13 protein-coding genes are annotated in these 15,887 nt (G+C 71.9%); 5 read left to right on the forward strand and 8 right to left on the reverse strand.

Annotated elements, in window-relative coordinates; all coding sequences use genetic code 11:
- The first annotated feature begins 231 nt into the window (after positions 1–231).
- A complete protein-coding gene (locus tag ACIQWG_RS02530; protein ID WP_404089391.1) occupies positions 232–1,356 on the forward strand; it encodes a PLP-dependent cysteine synthase family protein in 1,125 nt (374 codons plus the stop codon).
- A 10-nt stretch (positions 1,357–1,366) separates the two neighbouring features.
- Here ACIQWG_RS02530 and ACIQWG_RS02535 read toward each other — a convergent pair whose 3' ends face one another.
- On the reverse strand, positions 1,367–1,846 hold the full coding sequence (locus ACIQWG_RS02535; RefSeq protein WP_404089393.1) for an SRPBCC family protein: 480 nt from the start codon (positions 1,844–1,846) through the stop codon (positions 1,367–1,369).
- Between the two features lie 58 nt (positions 1,847–1,904).
- Positions 1,905–2,735 (reverse strand): DeoR/GlpR family DNA-binding transcription regulator, encoded by an 831-nt coding sequence (locus ACIQWG_RS02540; protein ID WP_404089394.1) that lies wholly within the window; start codon positions 2,733–2,735, stop codon positions 1,905–1,907.
- Positions 2,736–3,024: 289 nt separating this feature from the next.
- Between ACIQWG_RS02540 and ACIQWG_RS02545 the strand changes: the two genes are divergently transcribed.
- Positions 3,025–5,352, forward strand: a complete 2,328-nt coding sequence (locus tag ACIQWG_RS02545; protein ID WP_404089396.1) for a hypothetical protein — start codon at positions 3,025–3,027, stop codon at positions 5,350–5,352.
- A 45-nt stretch (positions 5,353–5,397) separates the two neighbouring features.
- Here the strand turns inward: ACIQWG_RS02545 and ACIQWG_RS02550 are convergent, their stop codons facing one another.
- The 4 genes from ACIQWG_RS02550 to ACIQWG_RS02565 form a co-directional block, all read right to left on the reverse strand.
- Positions 5,398–7,839 (reverse strand): right-handed parallel beta-helix repeat-containing protein, encoded by a 2,442-nt coding sequence (locus tag ACIQWG_RS02550; RefSeq protein ID WP_404089398.1) that lies wholly within the window; start codon positions 7,837–7,839, stop codon positions 5,398–5,400.
- Positions 7,840–7,948: 109 nt separating this feature from the next.
- Positions 7,949–8,554 (reverse strand): hypothetical protein, encoded by a 606-nt coding sequence (locus tag ACIQWG_RS02555; protein WP_404089399.1) that lies wholly within the window; start codon positions 8,552–8,554, stop codon positions 7,949–7,951.
- Between the two features lie 191 nt (positions 8,555–8,745).
- The gene (locus ACIQWG_RS02560; protein WP_404089401.1) at positions 8,746–9,573 is read right to left on the reverse strand and encodes an MOSC domain-containing protein; all 828 of its coding nucleotides are present in this window, start codon (positions 9,571–9,573) and stop codon (positions 8,746–8,748) included.
- 45 nt (positions 9,574–9,618) lie between these two features.
- A complete protein-coding gene (locus ACIQWG_RS02565) occupies positions 9,619–10,035 on the reverse strand; it encodes a DUF6643 family protein (protein ID WP_404089403.1) in 417 nt (138 codons plus the stop codon).
- Positions 10,036–10,334: 299 nt separating this feature from the next.
- Between ACIQWG_RS02565 and ACIQWG_RS02570 the strand changes: the two genes are divergently transcribed.
- Positions 10,335–11,615, forward strand: coding sequence for a TerD family protein (locus ACIQWG_RS02570; protein ID WP_404089405.1), 1,281 nt, complete (start codon positions 10,335–10,337; stop codon positions 11,613–11,615).
- Here the strand turns inward: ACIQWG_RS02570 and ACIQWG_RS02575 are convergent, their stop codons facing one another.
- On the reverse strand, positions 11,616–12,926 hold the full coding sequence (locus ACIQWG_RS02575; protein ID WP_404089407.1) for a glycosyltransferase: 1,311 nt from the start codon (positions 12,924–12,926) through the stop codon (positions 11,616–11,618).
- Between the two features lie 39 nt (positions 12,927–12,965).
- Here ACIQWG_RS02575 and ACIQWG_RS02580 point away from each other — a divergent pair, with 39 nt between their 5' ends.
- Together ACIQWG_RS02580 and ACIQWG_RS02585 are read left to right on the forward strand one after the other, a co-directional pair.
- Positions 12,966–13,751, forward strand: coding sequence for a glutamate racemase (locus ACIQWG_RS02580; RefSeq protein ID WP_404089409.1), 786 nt, complete (start codon positions 12,966–12,968; stop codon positions 13,749–13,751).
- A 128-nt stretch (positions 13,752–13,879) separates the two neighbouring features.
- Positions 13,880–14,422, forward strand: a complete 543-nt coding sequence (locus tag ACIQWG_RS02585) for a hypothetical protein (protein ID WP_404089411.1) — start codon at positions 13,880–13,882, stop codon at positions 14,420–14,422.
- Positions 14,423–14,651: 229 nt separating this feature from the next.
- Here the strand turns inward: ACIQWG_RS02585 and ACIQWG_RS02590 are convergent, their stop codons facing one another.
- Complete coding sequence (locus ACIQWG_RS02590) at positions 14,652–15,719, reverse strand: O-antigen ligase family protein (protein WP_404089413.1); 1,068 nt, start codon at positions 15,717–15,719, stop codon at positions 14,652–14,654.
- Positions 15,720–15,887 lie beyond the last annotated feature (168 nt).

The raw sequence follows: 15,887 nt of genomic DNA on the forward strand, positions 1-15,887 counted from the left end.
CAGTCTGCCCGCGTACCGCGTGAAGCACCAGTACGCACGTCACCCCTGGACAGGGGCGCTCGGAGCACTCGCCCGAATGCGCCCCCGGCGGTCGGTGAGAGCACCTGCCCAGGGATGTCTTTGAGGCTCTCAAAGGTGTGTTTATGCAGGTGAGAAGCGTGCGGAAGATGTTTATGCTCGAAGCGACGGCCGCGCGACTCGCCGCTGCCGCACCGCACGAGGAGCAACGCCGTGAGTACCCTCCAGCACACCCCGTCCGGCGTGACCCTCGACGTCGACCGCACCGACGCCGACTACCGCGACTGGCTGAAAGAAGCCGTGCGCAAAGTCCAGGCCGACGCCAACCGCTCGGCCGACACGCACCTGCTGCGCTTCCCGCTGCCGGAACACTGGGGCATCGACCTGTACCTGAAGGACGAGTCGACCCACCCGACCGGCAGCCTCAAGCACCGGCTCGCCCGCTCGCTGTTCCTCTACGGTCTGTGCAATGGCTGGATCCGGCCGGGCCGCCCGGTGATCGAGGCGTCCAGCGGCTCGACGGCCGTCTCCGAGGCGTACTTCGCGAAGCTGATCGGCGTGCCCTTCATCGCCGTCATGCCGCGCACGACGAGCGCCGAGAAGTGCCGCCTCATCGAGTTCCACGGCGGACAGTGCCACTTCGTGGACGACTCGCGGAAGATGTACGAGGAGTCCGCCCGCCTGGCGGTGGAGACCGGCGGCCACTACATGGACCAGTTCACCTACGCCGAACGGGCCACGGACTGGCGCGGGAACAACAACATCGCCGAGTCCATCTTCCGTCAGCTGCACCTGGAGCGGTTCCCGGAGCCCGCCTGGATCGTCGCCACGGCCGGCACCGGCGGCACCTCCGCGACCCTCGCGCGGTACGTCCACTACATGCAGTACGACACCCGCATCTGCGTCGCCGATCCGGAGAACTCCTGCTTCTTCGAGGGCTGGACCACCGGCGATCCGGACGTCACCTGCGGCAGCGGCTCCCGTATCGAGGGCATCGGCCGGCCGCGCATGGAACCGAGCTTCGTGCCCGGCGCCGTCGACCGGATGATGAAGGTGCCGGACGCGGCGAGCGTGGCCGCCGTACGCGCCCTGGAGCAGGCCATCGGCCGCAAGGCGGGCGGCTCGACGGGCACCGGGCTGTGGAGCGCGCTGAAGATCGTCGCGGAGATGGTGGCCGAGGGGCGACAGGGAAGCGTCGTCACCCTGCTCTGCGACCCGGGGGACCGGTACCTCGACAAGTACTACTCGGACACCTGGCTGACCCGACAGGGCCTGGACATCGCGCCGTACGCGACGGCCATCGAGCAACTGCTGGAGACCGGCGTCTGGCCCGAGTGACCTACGGGCGTCAGCGCGCCGCCGCGGCGAGCCGCCGGTCGAGTGAGGTCACGGCGTCGCGGAACGCCTTGCCGAGGCCGGGCCGGGCGAGACCGAACACGAACCGGAAGGGCGCCGTGCCGTCCACGGCGAAGGTCCACTGGACCCGGGTACCCGTCCCCGCCGGGGCCAGCCGCCACTCCTCGACCATGGTCCGCGCCCCGGGCACGTTGGTGAGGTCGACGCGATAGGCGTACAGCTCGGGGCTCTTCGCCGCGAGGATGGTCTCCTCGAACCGGGTGCCGCCCTTGAGCCGGATCTCCCGCCGGGCTCCATCGTCGAGCGGGCGGGCCAGCGTCACCGCCGAGAACCACTGCGTCCAGCCCGGCACGTCCTCGGCGAGCGCGCGGTACACCGTCTCCGGCGGCGCGGAGATCTCCCGTGCGAAGACATGCCGTACGGGCGCGATCCCGACGAAGTCGATCCCCACCTCACGCAGCAGGTGAGCCATGGCCCAAACCCCCTATGCCGACACTGCTCCGGGCAGCGTCACCATAGCTGGCGCCTCGTCAGATGTCTGCACCCTCATCGGGCTCACCGGCCACGACCAGCCGCCGCAGCTGCTCGGAGATCTCCGAGCGCGCGTCGCTCTCCAGCCCGGCGTCCGTCACCAGCGTGTCGACCTGCGCCAGCGCGGCGAACGAACTCAGCCCCACCACACCCCACTTGGTGTGGTCGGCGACCACCACGACCCGCCGCGCCGACTGCACCAGCCGCCGGTTGGTCTCGGCCTCCGCGAGGTTCGGGGTGGACAGGCCGGCCTCGACCGATATCCCGTGCACACCGAGGAACAGCACATCGAAGTGGAGGGCCGCGATCGCCTGGTCGGCCACCGGGCCCACCAGCGAGTCGGACGGAGTGCGCACTCCGCCGGTCAGCACCACCGTGGCCGCGCCCTGCCGGGGGCCCGTGGTGCGCTGAGCGGCGTGGAAGACATCGGCGACCCGCACCGAGTTCGTCACCACGGTGAGGTCGGGCACGTCGACCAGTTGATGGGCAAGGGCGAACGTCGTCGTACCGCCCGACAGCGCGATGGCGCTGCCCGGCGCGACCAACTCGGCCGCCGCGCGCGCGATGTCCTCCTTGGCCGTCAGCTCCAGGCCCGACTTGGCCTCGAACCCCGGCTCGTGCGTGCTGGCCTCGACCACCGGGACCGCGCCGCCGTGCACCTTCTCCAGCACGCCCTGCCGGGCCAGCGCGTCGAGATCGCGGCGCACCGTCATGTCCGACACACCGAGCTTGCGGGTCAGCTCGTTGACCCGCACTCCGCCACGGCGCCGTACCTCGTCCAGGATCAGGGCGCGCCGCTGCTCCGCGAGGAGGTTCTGATTCTCGCTCACGTACGCTCCGGTCCTTTCGCCGCTGCCGTCCGACATGCCTTGCGCACCCCCTCCCACAAGGACATTCTGGCCCCTTCCGGTGCGCGGGACGTCCCATCCTCGCACGGGACCGCACAGGTGGCGCCACTGACCGTCCCGACGCGCGCATGTCACATCTGCATCTCCCGTTCCCCTGCCCTTCACACGGACCGGGGAGATTCCGTGACGACAGGTGTACGAGAGCGTCTCGGCGGAGATCCTTGTGCCCGCACGGACACAAGCCGATGGCTCGTCACGGGGGAAGTGCGAGATGGAACGTGCGCAGGAACGCGTCACGACGAACGGGGCCGCCGCGGCGCCCGAGGATCCGAGAATCGCCCTGGAACTCCTGGTCCACGGCGTAGGCGGCACCACACCGCAGGAGATGCTCGACGACCAGCGCACCGTGCGGATCACCGGCGACGACACGGCCGCCGTCTTCCGGCGGGCCGACGACGTCGACGCGGAGGACGGCCCGGACGACGACCGGAAAGGGCCGGTGCCCGAAGCCTACGTCTGGTGCAACCTCACCTCGGGAAACAGCGCCCGCGCCCTGTGGCTGCTGTTACTGCCGTTCATGGTGGTGAACCTCGCCCACTGGATGCGCCCCACCACCCACGACCGCGCGCGGACCGTACGGCTGTACGGACTGCTCGTGCGGCTCGCGGGGCTCACGCTCACCGTGCTGCTCGTCGCGGCGGCGTGCGAGGTCGCGCTGGACCTCGCGGCCTGGCAGTGCGCGGGCACCCACGCGTGCGCCGAGCGGCACAGCTGGCTCGGCTTCCTGTCCCCGTCGGTCTCCGACGGCGGCTGGTGGAGCGACCCCGGCCGCAGGCTCGCCCTCGCCGCCCTGGTCCCGGCCGCGCTGACCGGCCTGCTGTGGTACCTCTCCCGCCGCACCTGGAGCGCGTACGAGTCCCAGCAGCCGATGTCCCGCGAGCCCGAACCGGACGAGGAGACCGGCGGCACCTCCCTGGGCCGCCCCGGCTTCTGGTACGGCCGTCGCCTGGTCGCCCGGCTGCGCGCCGCGCACACCGCCGCCGGCCTGCTGACCGTGGCCGCCGCGGTCGGCTCGGCGGCGGCACGCTTCGACCGCCGGCCCGGCGGACCCGCGTTGTTGGACACGCTGGGGTGGCTCCTGGGCGCGGCCGTCCTCGCCTGCGCGGCCGCCGTGGTGTGGGTCGTCAGCAGCCGGGGCCGCAGCGAGAACCGCGTCGACCGCGAACTCGACGAGGGACTCGTACGACGCCTGCCGCTCGCCGCGCTCCTCCTGCTGGCGCTCGCCCTGGTGTACGCCGGGTGGGACCGGCCCGGCTGGCAGTCCACCGGCCGCCTCCCCGGCGACCCCACCTTCGGCGCCATCGCCTTCCTCCAGGGCTTGCTCGTCATCGTGCTCGCCGTCGTCGCCCACCTCCTGCACCGCACCCGACCCGACCCGCGCGCGGCGATGCGCGGCCTCGGCGGACCGGCCGTGGTGATGCTGGCCTGCGCCCTCGGCGGGGTGATGTCCGGCGGGGTCGCCCAACGGGTGGCCGACTGGCTGGACGGCACTCGCGCGTCGATCGCCGGCCCGCCCGTCCTACTGACTTGGCAGGCGTCCGTGATCCCGCCGTTGCTGGTCCTCCTGCTGCTGCTCTGCGGCTGGCTGGCATGGCGGGCCTGGCGGCTGCGCCGCACCGAACTGGGCGCGGTGGAACTCGACTACACCGGGGAACCCCAGGACACCGCACGGACCCGCCGTATCGCGACCACGCGCGCGATGGCCACGCTCACCGACCGCGCCCCGCTCATCGTCGCCGTCACCTCCACCGCCACCCTGCTGCTGGGCGCCGGCGCCCTGGTCGGCGCACTGACGACCGACGAGACACCCAGCGCGGCCGCCGACGGGACGTACGCCTTCGTGCACGGCGCGGCCGAGACCGCGCAGGCGCTCGGCTCGTGGCTGATCGGCCTCGGATTCATACTGTTCGTCACCTGGGGCAGGCGCGCCTACAAGGACGCCTCCGCCCGGCGCACCATCGGCATCCTGTGGGACGTCGGCACGTTCTGGCCGCGCGCGGCGCATCCCTTCGCGCCCCCCTGCTACGCCGAACGCGCGGTACCCGACCTGACCTGGCGGATGGCGACCTGGACCCGCGCCGGGGAGGGCCGGCGCCTCGTCATCTCCGGTCACTCCCAGGGCAGCGTGCTCGCGGCCGCCGCGGCCTGGCAGCTGACCCCGGCCGACCGCAGACGGGTGGCACTGCTGACCTACGGCTCCCCGCTGGAACGCCTCTACGGCCGCTGGTTCCCGGCCCACTTCGGCCCGGCCGCGCTGGCCTCCCTGCACTCCGAGGTCGACTGCTGGCGCAACCTGTACCGCGTCACCGACCCCATCGGCGGCCCGGTCAGGCTGCCCGACGGCTGCGAACCGGAGGTCGACCGCGCGCCCCTCAAGGATCCGCTGGCGTACGGCCGCACCCCCGAACACCCGCTCCCCGCCCCGGTCCTGGGCCACGGCGACTACCAGGCGGACCCGGCGTTCGCCGAGGAACGTCAGCGTCTGCTGGGGCGGTTGCGGCCGGGGTTGCCGACGCCGCGGCCCGAGGCCGGCGGCTGATCTGACGCACTGCGAGCGGCCGACCCGGGGGCCGGGTCGGCCGGGTCAGATCAGGTCGGGCAGGTCCTCCACGTACAGCAGCGTCAGGTCGTCCGTGCTCGGCTCCTCCAGCTGGGCGACCCGGCTCGCGTGCCGCTCCACCATCGCCTCGAAGGTCTGCCGTGCCGTACGGCCGTTGCCGAACGCCGGGCCTTTGGGGATCGCCGTGAAGTACTTCAGCAGGGCCTCCGCGGCCCCGGGGCCGAGCTTGTACTCGTGCTCCTCGGTCTGCTGCTGGACGATCCGCAGCAGTTCGTCGGGGGCGTAGTCGGAGAAGGTGATGGTCCGTGAGAAACGGGACGCCACACCGGGGTTGACCGACAGGAAGCGCTCCATCTCGGCCGTGTAGCCCGCCACGATCACCACGACCGCGTCACGGTGGTCCTCCATCAGCTTCACCAGCGTGTCGATGGCCTCCTTGCCGAAGTCCCGGCCGGAGTCCTCCGGCGACAGCGCGTACGCCTCGTCGATGAACAGCACACCGCCACGCGCCTTGTCGAAGGCCTCCTGGGTGCGGATCGCCGTGGAACCGATGTGCTCGCCGACCAGGTCCACTCGGGACACCTCGACCAGGTGGCCCTTCTCCAGGACGCCGAGGGAGGCGAGGATCTCGCCGTAGAGGCGGGCGACCGTCGTCTTGCCGGTGCCGGGGGAGCCGGTGAAGACCAAGTGCCGCTTGACCGACGCGGCCTTCAGGCCCGCCTGCTGACGGCGCCGGCCCACCTCGATCATGTCAGTGAGGGCGCGCACCTCGCGCTTGACGCTCTCCAGGCCCACCAGCGCGTCCAGTTCACCGAGAACGTCCTTGGAGGTCCGGACCGGCTTGTCGGCCTGCGAGGCGGCGACGAGCGCCTCCTGCTCGGTGGTCCGCTGGCCGGGGATCGCGCCGAGCAGGCCGGGGGACTGGCTCGCCGTCTGCACGGCGGGCTCCGGCGCGGGCGACGGCTGCCGGAGGCCGGCGCTCTCGTCGCTGGTGCAGTCCTCGACGTCGGGACCGGTGCCGGAGGCCGCGTCCGGGCCGCCGTCCGCGAACTCGTAGCCGCCGCGCGCGCACCGCTCCGTACGGCACTTCCGCAGCGTCGTACGGCAGCCGTCGATCACATGGAAGCCGTAACCGGCGCTGCCCCGGACCCGGCAGTTCAGGAAGGTGCCGCGGCCGCCCGCCGAGACGTAGAACCCGGCCTCCGCCGGTGAGTCGACGGTGCAGCGCTCGATGACGGGGTCGGCGCCCTTGGTGACGATCACGCCGGTCTGGGTGCCGTCCACCGTGCAGTTGTTCAGGGTGCCGCCGCTGCCGTGGTCCCGGAACCAGGCACCCGTCGCCGCGTCCCGGATCCGGCAGTCGTCGAGCTGGGCGGTGGCGCCGTCGCTCACCGACACCGCCGTGTTGCGCACCTGGGAGAGGTCGCTGTCGACCACGTCCGCGCGGGAGCCGCGGTCCAGGACGAACAGCGCGTCCGGCACATCGTGCACCCGGCAGGAGTCCAGCACCGCGGTGGCACCGTCGCTGACCCACACCGCGGGGTAGTCGCCGGTGCTGTCGAAGATCTCACACTGGTTGGCGTCCACCCGGGTGCCCGGATCCCACACCGACAGGCCGTTGCGCCCGAACTGACGCACCGTCGTACGGGTCAGGGTGAGGACCGAGCGAGAACGCAGGTCGACCGCGTTCTCCGGGATGTCGTGGATACGGCAGTCCGCCAGCGTCAGCACCGCATCCGTGTCGAGCGTGACGCCGTCGGCCGTGGTGCGGTGCACATCGCAGTCCGTGAGATGGGCGGTGGCCCGGCCGGTGACCTGCACACCGGAGCCCCGGACCTCGTAGACCTCGCAACCCACGGCTTCCAGCGCGGAGTTCTCCCCGGTCGCCGTCAGCCCCGAGCCGGCGGCGTGGTGCACCCGGCAGCGCTCCAGACGCGGGTGCGCGCCGCCGCGCACGGCGACGCCCGCCTGGCCGGCCGCGACGACCTCGCACTCCTCGAACACGCCGCCACCACCGTCCAGTACGGCGATGCCGATGCCCGCGGGGTTGTCGACGGTGCAGCGCCGCACGGTCGGGCGGGCGCCGCCGCGCACCTCGATCCCGGCCGCGGAGCGGGTGACGATCCGGACGTCCGTCAGCTCCGGGGCGCCCTCCTCGACGAGCAGCGCGGGCGCCGCCGCGTCCTGGCCCTCCACATGCAGGTCCTGCACCACGGCCGAGGCGCGCACCGTCAACGGCACACCGTCCACGGGCGCGATCCGGACCGAGCCGGGGGAGCCCTCGGGGCCGCGCAGGGTCACCGCCCGCTGGACCACGAGGTTCTCCCGGTAGGTGCCGGGCGCGACGGTGAGGACGTCACCGTCGGCCGCGGCCTCCAGGGCGGCGGCGAGCGACGCGTACTCACCCGTGCGGCGCCGCCACCGCGATGTGCCGGTGTGCGTCACCTGGACCGTGCCCTGTGCCATGGCGTTGTTGTGCCCCCACCTCGGAGTACGCGGGTTCTGCTGCCGATGAGTTCGGCCGGTCCACCGTAGCGTGCGCGCGGGCGGTGGGTTGACCAGAGCGGGAAGGCCGTCAGCTGCCGGCGCCGGTCCGGCCCCAGTCCGGGCCCGCCTTGTCCCAGGCCTGGTCCCAACGCTCGTACCTGCGGCGGACCATGCGCCAGACGATCAGCCGTCTGCCGCCCTCGATCACAGCTGCCGCCAGCAGCGCCGCACCGAAGCCGGCCAGCACGGCGTGCGTCGACGCCGTGGCCGGGTCCAGCGGGCGGGCAGCGGGGCGACCCTGCCGGTCCGTCCATATCCGGAACCGGTCGCCCGGCTGCGGTCTGTCGAGGCTCGCCATGACCCGGCCGTGGCGCGGGGTGCCGTCCGGGGCGGTCCAGTCGGCCACGACCCGGGTGCGCATGTCCCGGCCGGCGGCCGCCTCCGGGTCCACGTCGAGCGGTGAGCCGTCCACCTTGCGGACCACCGTCGCCGTCACCAGCTGCCGGGAGGCGCGCTGTTCACGTACGGACTGCTGAAGGGCGTCCTGGGCGAGAGTGCCGGTCAGGGAGCCCACCACCGGCATCACGGCCAGAACCAGCAGCAGGGCCGCGAGGGCGACCCACGCTTCGGCCAGGTCGGTCGCACGGCGCAGCGGGTTGTGCCGCCAGCGCCAGAGTCCGCTGATCGCCCGCATCGTCCGGCCACCCCCTTCCCGCTCCGTGATAACCCGTGGCGGAGCCGTGCACCCGCGAGCACCGCCGAAGAGAGAGCGAAATCACCTGCGTCCGGTGCCTCTCACGAACCCTTCACGAAAGGCCCAACGTGCGGGCACCCGGCTGCGGTTCCCGCCCGTCCGTCGCCCGTGGGGCTCACTTTCAGCCGGTCTCAGCCGAGAACGGTGACCGGGTCACCGACCCGGATCGTGCCTCGGGAGAGGGGCACGAGGTTCTGGCCGAACACGAGCTTGCCGCCCATGCGGCGGTGTCGGCCCAGGGTGAGCAGGGGCTCCCTGCCGCGCTCGGCGCTGGCCTGGTCGGTGGTGGTCACGACACAACGGCCGCACGGCTTGGGAATGCGGAAGGCGACCTCGCCGATGCTGATGCGCGACCAGCCGTCCTCGGCCCAGGCGTCGGTGCCCGACACGACGACGTTCGGCCGGAATCGGTTCATTGGCAGCGGGCCCTCGTCCGCGTGATCACCCTGGGCGATCAGGGAATTGAGGGCGTCGAGGGAGGCGGCGGAGGTGAGCAGCAGGGGGTAGCCGTCGGCGAAGCTGACGGTCTCGCCCGGCAGGGCGTACTCCGGGTCCACGGGCCGGCTCGTGGCGGGATCGGCCATGTACACGAGGCGCACGTCGGCGCCGAGGTACGCGCTGCACCAGGCGTGCACGGCGTCGTCCTCGGCGGGGATGCCCTCGACCTTGTCGCGGAAGATCTCCACCGCCAGCGTGCCGTCCGTGCGCGGCAGCGGCACGGTCAGCGGGTCCATGCCGGGCGCGGTCAGCCGGACGCCGCCGCCGGGCAGCAACTCGGCGGCGGCCAGCGCGAGACGTGGTTGCTGGCGTTGCGTAACGACCTTGCCCCCGTCGTCCACCAGCATCCAGCGTCGATCTCCGGCCGGCCCCCAGGGCTCCACGACGACGTCGGGGCACGCCGTGCCCCGGAACGCCTTGACCGGATGAACGTGGATCGAGTGCAGCTGTGCGTACCCCATGGGGTCATCGTGCCAGGTGGCGCGGACAACCCCCAGGAGAACGGATCAGTAGCCGCGGTACTGCTGGTTGTTGTACGGGTCCTGATAAGGAGCCGCGGGGCGCATCGCCTCGTAGCCCATGCCGCCGGGGGCCACCGGGCGGGGCTGCTGCGCCTGCGGACCCGGGTAGCCGCGCGGCGCGCCCGCCTGCTGCGGGATGTAGGCCGCGGGCGCCTGTTGCAGCGGAGCGGGCTGCGGGGCCTGCGGGTAGCCGTAGGAGGGCTGGGACGGTGCGGCCGGGAGGGCGGGCAGTGCCGACGGCAGCGCGGGCAGATGGCTGCCCGGCATGTCGTAGGCGGCGGGGACCCGGATCGGGGCGATCTGCGGGGTGCCCCGCTCGGCGACGAGCCTGTCGTAGATCGGGGTGTCCGGGAAGGAGGCGGAGTAGTAGCCGCCGCCATAGGTGGAGCGGGGGGAGGTCATGGCACATAAGGTAAGCCCACGATGTGCTGGTTGGGGAGACCGATAAGAGGGTTGTTTTATGTGTCCGCAGTGACGCTGGATCCCCAATGCGAGCGAACTTGGCAAAAAGGGACGCCAATCGGCGTTGAGATCCTGTAAATGCCGAGCTCCGGGTGGGTTACCGCAGGTTGACCACCGGTGATTCGGTGCCCCTCGTAGGACTGTGATGTCGCGGGGAATAGGTTGACCGTGTAGAAGAACCCAGTGGGCTGCCGGGACATGCCTGGCGCGGTGATCAGGTGATGGGGGCGGACATGACAATGTCGAAGGGATCAAATGTTCCCGTGCCGACGGCGACACTTCGCGTCGAATTGGGCTGGCGTTCAGGACCCGGCGTGCCCGACGCGGACGCCTCGGCGCTGCTCCTCGTCGGCGGAAAGGTTCGCTCCGACGGGGACTTCGTCTTCTACAACCAGCCGACGCACTCCTCCGGCGCCGTCCGGCACGAGGGAAAGCGGGACGCCGGCGGCCAGGTGACCGACAGCCTCCTCGTCGACCTCGCGCGCGTGGAGCCCGCCATCGAGACCGTCATCCTCGCCGCCTCCTCCGACGGCGGATCGTTCGGTCAGGTGCCGGGCCTCTACATCGAGGTCAAGGACGCCGCCCAGGGCACGGCCGTCGCCCGCTTCGACAGCACGGGCGCCGACATCGAAACCGCTTTCGTGCTCGGCGAGTTCTACCGCCGCCAGGGCGCCTGGAAGTTCCGCGCCGTCGGCCAGGGCTACAGCAGCGGCTTGGAGGGCCTCGCCACCGACTACGGCATCACGGTCGACGAACCCCAGCAGGCGGCACCCGCACCGGCCCCCGCGATGACCACACCGCCGCCGGTGACGCCCCCGGCGACCATGCCTCCGCCGCCCGCCATGGCCCCCACTGCCCCGCCTCCGCCGCAGGCGCCGCCGGTGAGCCTGAGCAAGGTGACGCTCACGAAGGCGTCTCCCTCCGTGTCGCTGACCAAGCAGGGCGGCACCTCGGGCGCGATGCGTGTGAACCTCAACTGGGAGGTGCGCAAGCAGTTCTCCGGCTGGGCGAGCAAGCTGGGCCGTCCGGTCGCCATGCACAACGACCTCGACCTCGACCTGTGTGCCCTGTACGAGCTCGTCGACGGCAGCAAGGGGGTGATCCAGTCCCTCGGCAACGCTTACGGCGCCCTGCACCAGCCGCCGTTCATCCACCTCGACGGCGACGACCGCACCGGGGCCGTGGCGAGCGGCGAGAACCTCACCATCAACCTCGACCACCAGCGTGCCTTCCGGCGCATCCTGATCTTCGTGACCATCTACGAGGGCGCGCGCTCCTTCGCCGACCTGCACGCCACGGTCACCCTCACCCCGCAGCACGGCGCCCCCGTCGACTTCTCCCTCGACGAGTGCACGGTTCCCTCCACCGTGTGCGCCCTCGCCCTGATCACGAACACCGGGGACGACCTGGTCGTCCAGCGCGAAGCCCGCTACCTGGTGCCCGAGCGCGGCGTCAGCCCACAGCGCACGGTCGACTACGCCTACGGGTGGGGCATGAACTGGACCCCCGGCCGCAAGTAGTCAGCCCTCGTCGGCCACCGTGTCCGGACGCGCGTAGGTGCGGCCCTTCCACGCCGCACCACGCCCCCTGTAGTGCTGCACCGCGGAATCGACCGTCATCAGGAGATAGAGGAACGCGGTGAACGGCAGCAGCAGAGCGAGCCACAGCGGCTGGCGGTAGTAGCGGAGCATCGGTACGTACGTCCCCGTCATCACCAGCCACGCGAGACCGCCTGCCACCGCCGTCGCCGTATCCCCACCCGCCAGACCCACCACCAAGGCGGCAGGCGGCACCAGATACACCAGGGCGAGCCCGGCGACCGTCCCGGCCAGTACCAGCGGATTGTGCCGAAGCTGGGCGTAGGCGCTGCGCGAGACCATCCGCCACAGATCGGCCAGCCGCGGGTACGGGCGCACACTGTCCACCCGCTCGGCCAGCCCCAGCCAGATGTGCCCGCCGCCGCGCTTGACTGCGCGCGCGAGCGCCACGTCGTCGATGACGGCGTGCCGGATGGCGTCCGGAATCCGCGCCCGCTCGGCGGCATCGGCCCGCAGCAGAACGCAGCCGCCCGCCGCGGCCGCTGTCCGCGTCCCCTTCCCGCTGATCCGGCGGAACGGATACAACTGCGCGAAGAAGTAGACGAACGCCGGCACGACCAGGCGTTCCCACAGGCTCTCCACGCGCAGTCGCGCCATCTGCGAGACGAGGTCGAAGCCCCCGGTGCGCGCGGCCGCGACCAGCTCCCGAAGGCTGTCGGGCGCGTGCGCGATGTCGGCGTCCGTGAGCAGCAGGTACTCGGGGCCACGCGCGCGTGCCAGCGCGATCCCGTGCCGCACCGCCCACAGCTTGCCCGTCCAGCCCGGGGGCGGTTCGCCGGGGGAGTCCACCGTCAGCGACAGCCCGCCGTGCCGACGCGCGAGCTCGCACGCCAGCTCTCCGGTGCCGTCCGAACTTCCGTCGTCGATCAGGAAGATCTCCGCGTGCCCCGGATAGCTCTGGGCGAGCAGCGACGGCAGGCTCATCGGCAGAACCTCGGCCTCGTCGCGCGCCGGTACGACGACGCAGACCGACGGCCACTTGTGGGGCTGCGGGGGTCGCGGGAGTGGGGCATCGGTGTTGTCGGGCTGCGCCCGGGGTGAGGGGCTGACATCGGCGTCGCCGGGCTGCACCCGTGGTCGGAGGCTGACATCGGTGTCGTTCGGCTGCGCCCGCGGTGGGAGTCTGACATCCGTACGCCAGAAGAAGCCCTGACAGAGCAGCAGCCACAGCCAGGCGGCGAGTGACGCGGCGGCGGTCCACGCGATGGCGCTCACGTGCGCAGTCTGCCCCACCCGACCGGCCGACGAGGGGCCATCGTCTATCGTGGCCGGGTGAAGATCGCGCTGATGGACTCCGGAATCGGCTTGCTGGCGGCCACGGCCGCGGTACGGCGGCTGCGACCCGACGCGGACCTCGTGCTCTCACTCGACCCTGACGGCATGCCCTGGGGTCCCAGGACTCCGGAAGACCTCACGCAGCGTGCCGTGGCCGTCGCCGACGCCGCGGCCGCGCACCGGCCCGACGCCCTGATCATCGGCTGCAACACCGCGACCGTGCACGCGCTGCCCACCGTGCGCGACCGTCTCGAGCCCGGCATCCCGGTCATCGGTACCGTTCCCGCGATCAAGCCGGCCGCAGCAGGCGGTGGCCCTGTCGCCATCTGGGCCACCCCCGCCACGACCGGCAGCCCCTACCAGCGCGGACTGATCAACGACTTCGCCGACGGTGTGACAGTCACCGAGGTGCCCTGCTTCGGCCTGGCCGAAGCGGTCGAGCACGCGGACGACGCGGCGATCGAGGTCGCGGTCGCCGCGGCCGCCGCGTTGACCCCACGGGACGTGACGACCGTCGTCCTGGGCTGCACTCACTACGAACTCGTCGCCGAGCGCATCCGCACCGCCGTTCAGCGTCCCGGCTTCCCCCCGCTGGTCCTGCACGGCTCCGCGGGTGCCGTTGCCGCGCAGGCGCTGCGCCGCCTCGGCGAGCAGCCCGCCCCCGCCGCCGGGCCGAACGGCACCCTCACCGTGCTGCTGAGCGGCCGCGAGGGCACCCTGCCCCAGCCCGCGCTCGCCTACGAGGAAGGCCGCCTCCTTCAGGTGATCGCTCCCGCGCGGTGACCGGAGGTCATGGGTTGCGGTGACAGGAGGTAGGGGAGCGGACTACCGCGATCCGCAGTGGTCCGGTCGGCGCAGTTACCCTCAGCGACGCGGTACCAGCGCAGCGAATCCTGAGTAACCTCATAGCCATGAGGGACCACCCCCACGGCGGCAAGCCGCATCCCGATGTCTGGACCGGGCGGGCGACCAACCGGGTCCAGTGGCTGCTCGCGCTCGTCGGTGCCGCCTGTATGGCGCTGGGGATCGAGCTGGCAGTCGACTCGCCGTGGACGGGCGGCGTCGCCCCTCTCGTCATGGCCGTCGTGGGCTGCATCGCGGCCGGACTGCTGGTCCTCTTCGGCACCCTGGCGTTCGTGCATGTCGCCCTGAAGGTCGACCAGGAATGCCTTGAGGTGCGCTGCGGCCACATCGGTGTGCCGCGCCGCCGGATCCCACTGTCCGAGGTCGTGGGTGCCGATTTCATCCCGCTCGTCACTCCGCGCCACTGGGGTGGCTGGGGCTACCGGTGGCGTCCGGAGAAGGGCACCGCCGTCGTCGTACGGCGGGGTGAGGGCTTGGTGCTGCGGCTGTGGGACGGCCATACGTTCACGGTGACCGTGGATGACGCGGAGGCGGCAGTAGGGGTCATCAGGGATCGGCTGCGGTCGCGGGCGGCCGACACGGCGCTCTGAGATCTGCGGGGCTGGTGGGTCTGGGAAGCCTCAGGGGAACTGGGCAGATCCAGGGATGTAGGTAGGGGTGTAGGTAGAGGAACGGCCTTCATCGCTTCCGATGGTGTTCGAGCCCACCTGTGGTGCGTGGGCCCATGGTGTGTGGGCCCATGTGGCCCGGAGACACTGCGGTGCGTCCGCTCGTGGTGCTGCGAACCATGGTGCTCGTGGGGGCCTTCGTCTCTGCCGGTCATGGTGTCGGCTGATCGCCACGCGCGCGTACGTTCTTCTCCGCATGTGACGCTTCGACCGCCATCGGGCGTGCTGTCGCCAGCCCGGCCAACAGGCCCGCGCCCACCGACACCGTAGTGAAGCTGAGAGCGTTGCCCACCGCCGCGATCGCCGCCAGGGCCGTGAGCGCCGCGCCCGCGGTGAGCGCGACAGGGGTGGGACGGGCGGTGCGCCACAGAGCGAACAACATCCAGCAGAAGGCCGCCGCCAGCAGCAGCACGCCGACGACCCCCTGTTCCGCCGCCTGCTGCAAGGGTGCCGAATGGGGCTTGCCGTCGGACAACAGCGTTCCGGTCGCCGTCGTACTCAGTTCGCCGAAGCGCCCCGGGCCCACGCCGAGGGCCGGTTCTGTGCGTGCCAGGTGCAGCGCGTCGTGCCACAACTGGATCCGGTGTCGCGTGAGCTGGCCCTCCAGCCAGGCGAGCAGTCCGCCGGGCACCACGTTGCCGGCGACCGCCCACGTCAGGCCGGTGACCGAGGCCGCGGCCACGGCGAGTCCGGCGATGCCCACCCCCCGATGGCGGAGGTGGCCGGCGGCGAGGGAGCACAGCAGGACGGCGGAGCAGGTGACGAAGCCGCTGGTAGAACCCAGGACCGCTGCGATCACCACGATCCCGGCGGCCAGCAGACGCAGGCCGAGGCGGACGACAGGTGTCGACGCAGCCCAGGCGGCGCAGCAGGCGGCGCCGGCTGAGAGGGTCAGTACCGCGGCGGTGGCCCCGGCGTGGCCCAGCGGCGCGACGATCTGGGGGCCGGGGGACATGTGGGGGACGGCCATCGTCAGGGTCACTCCGGCCAGGGCTCCGGCGCAGGGCGCGGCGACCGGCAGCAGCGCTCCGCTGATCCGCCCGGCGGCATAGCCGGCGGCCACGGCGAGGATCGCGAGCAGCACACCCTCAGGGCGGCCGTCGTGCACGGCAGCAGAGATCAGCGACCAGGCGGCGCATGCCCCCAGCACCACTACGCCGGCCGCATCAGAAACGTTTCGTCTGTCGCTGTCCTCGCCTGGACCAGCCGCAGACGTCATCCCCGCGACACCCACCCCGCCCCCCGAACCCGGTCCCCCGACCTGTGACGGGCCCCGGCCGTCCGGACCTGACCGGCTGCCACGACTGAGGCTCCGGCATACCGTAACGGCTTATGGTCGGATTGTGGACGTCTCGTGCAGGATCGATACGTCACCTCAGAGGCGAGG

It is taken from the genome of Streptomyces sp. NPDC098781 (assembly GCF_044759995.1).
In the GTDB taxonomy this organism is placed as follows: Bacteria; Actinomycetota; Actinomycetes; order Streptomycetales; family Streptomycetaceae; genus Streptomyces.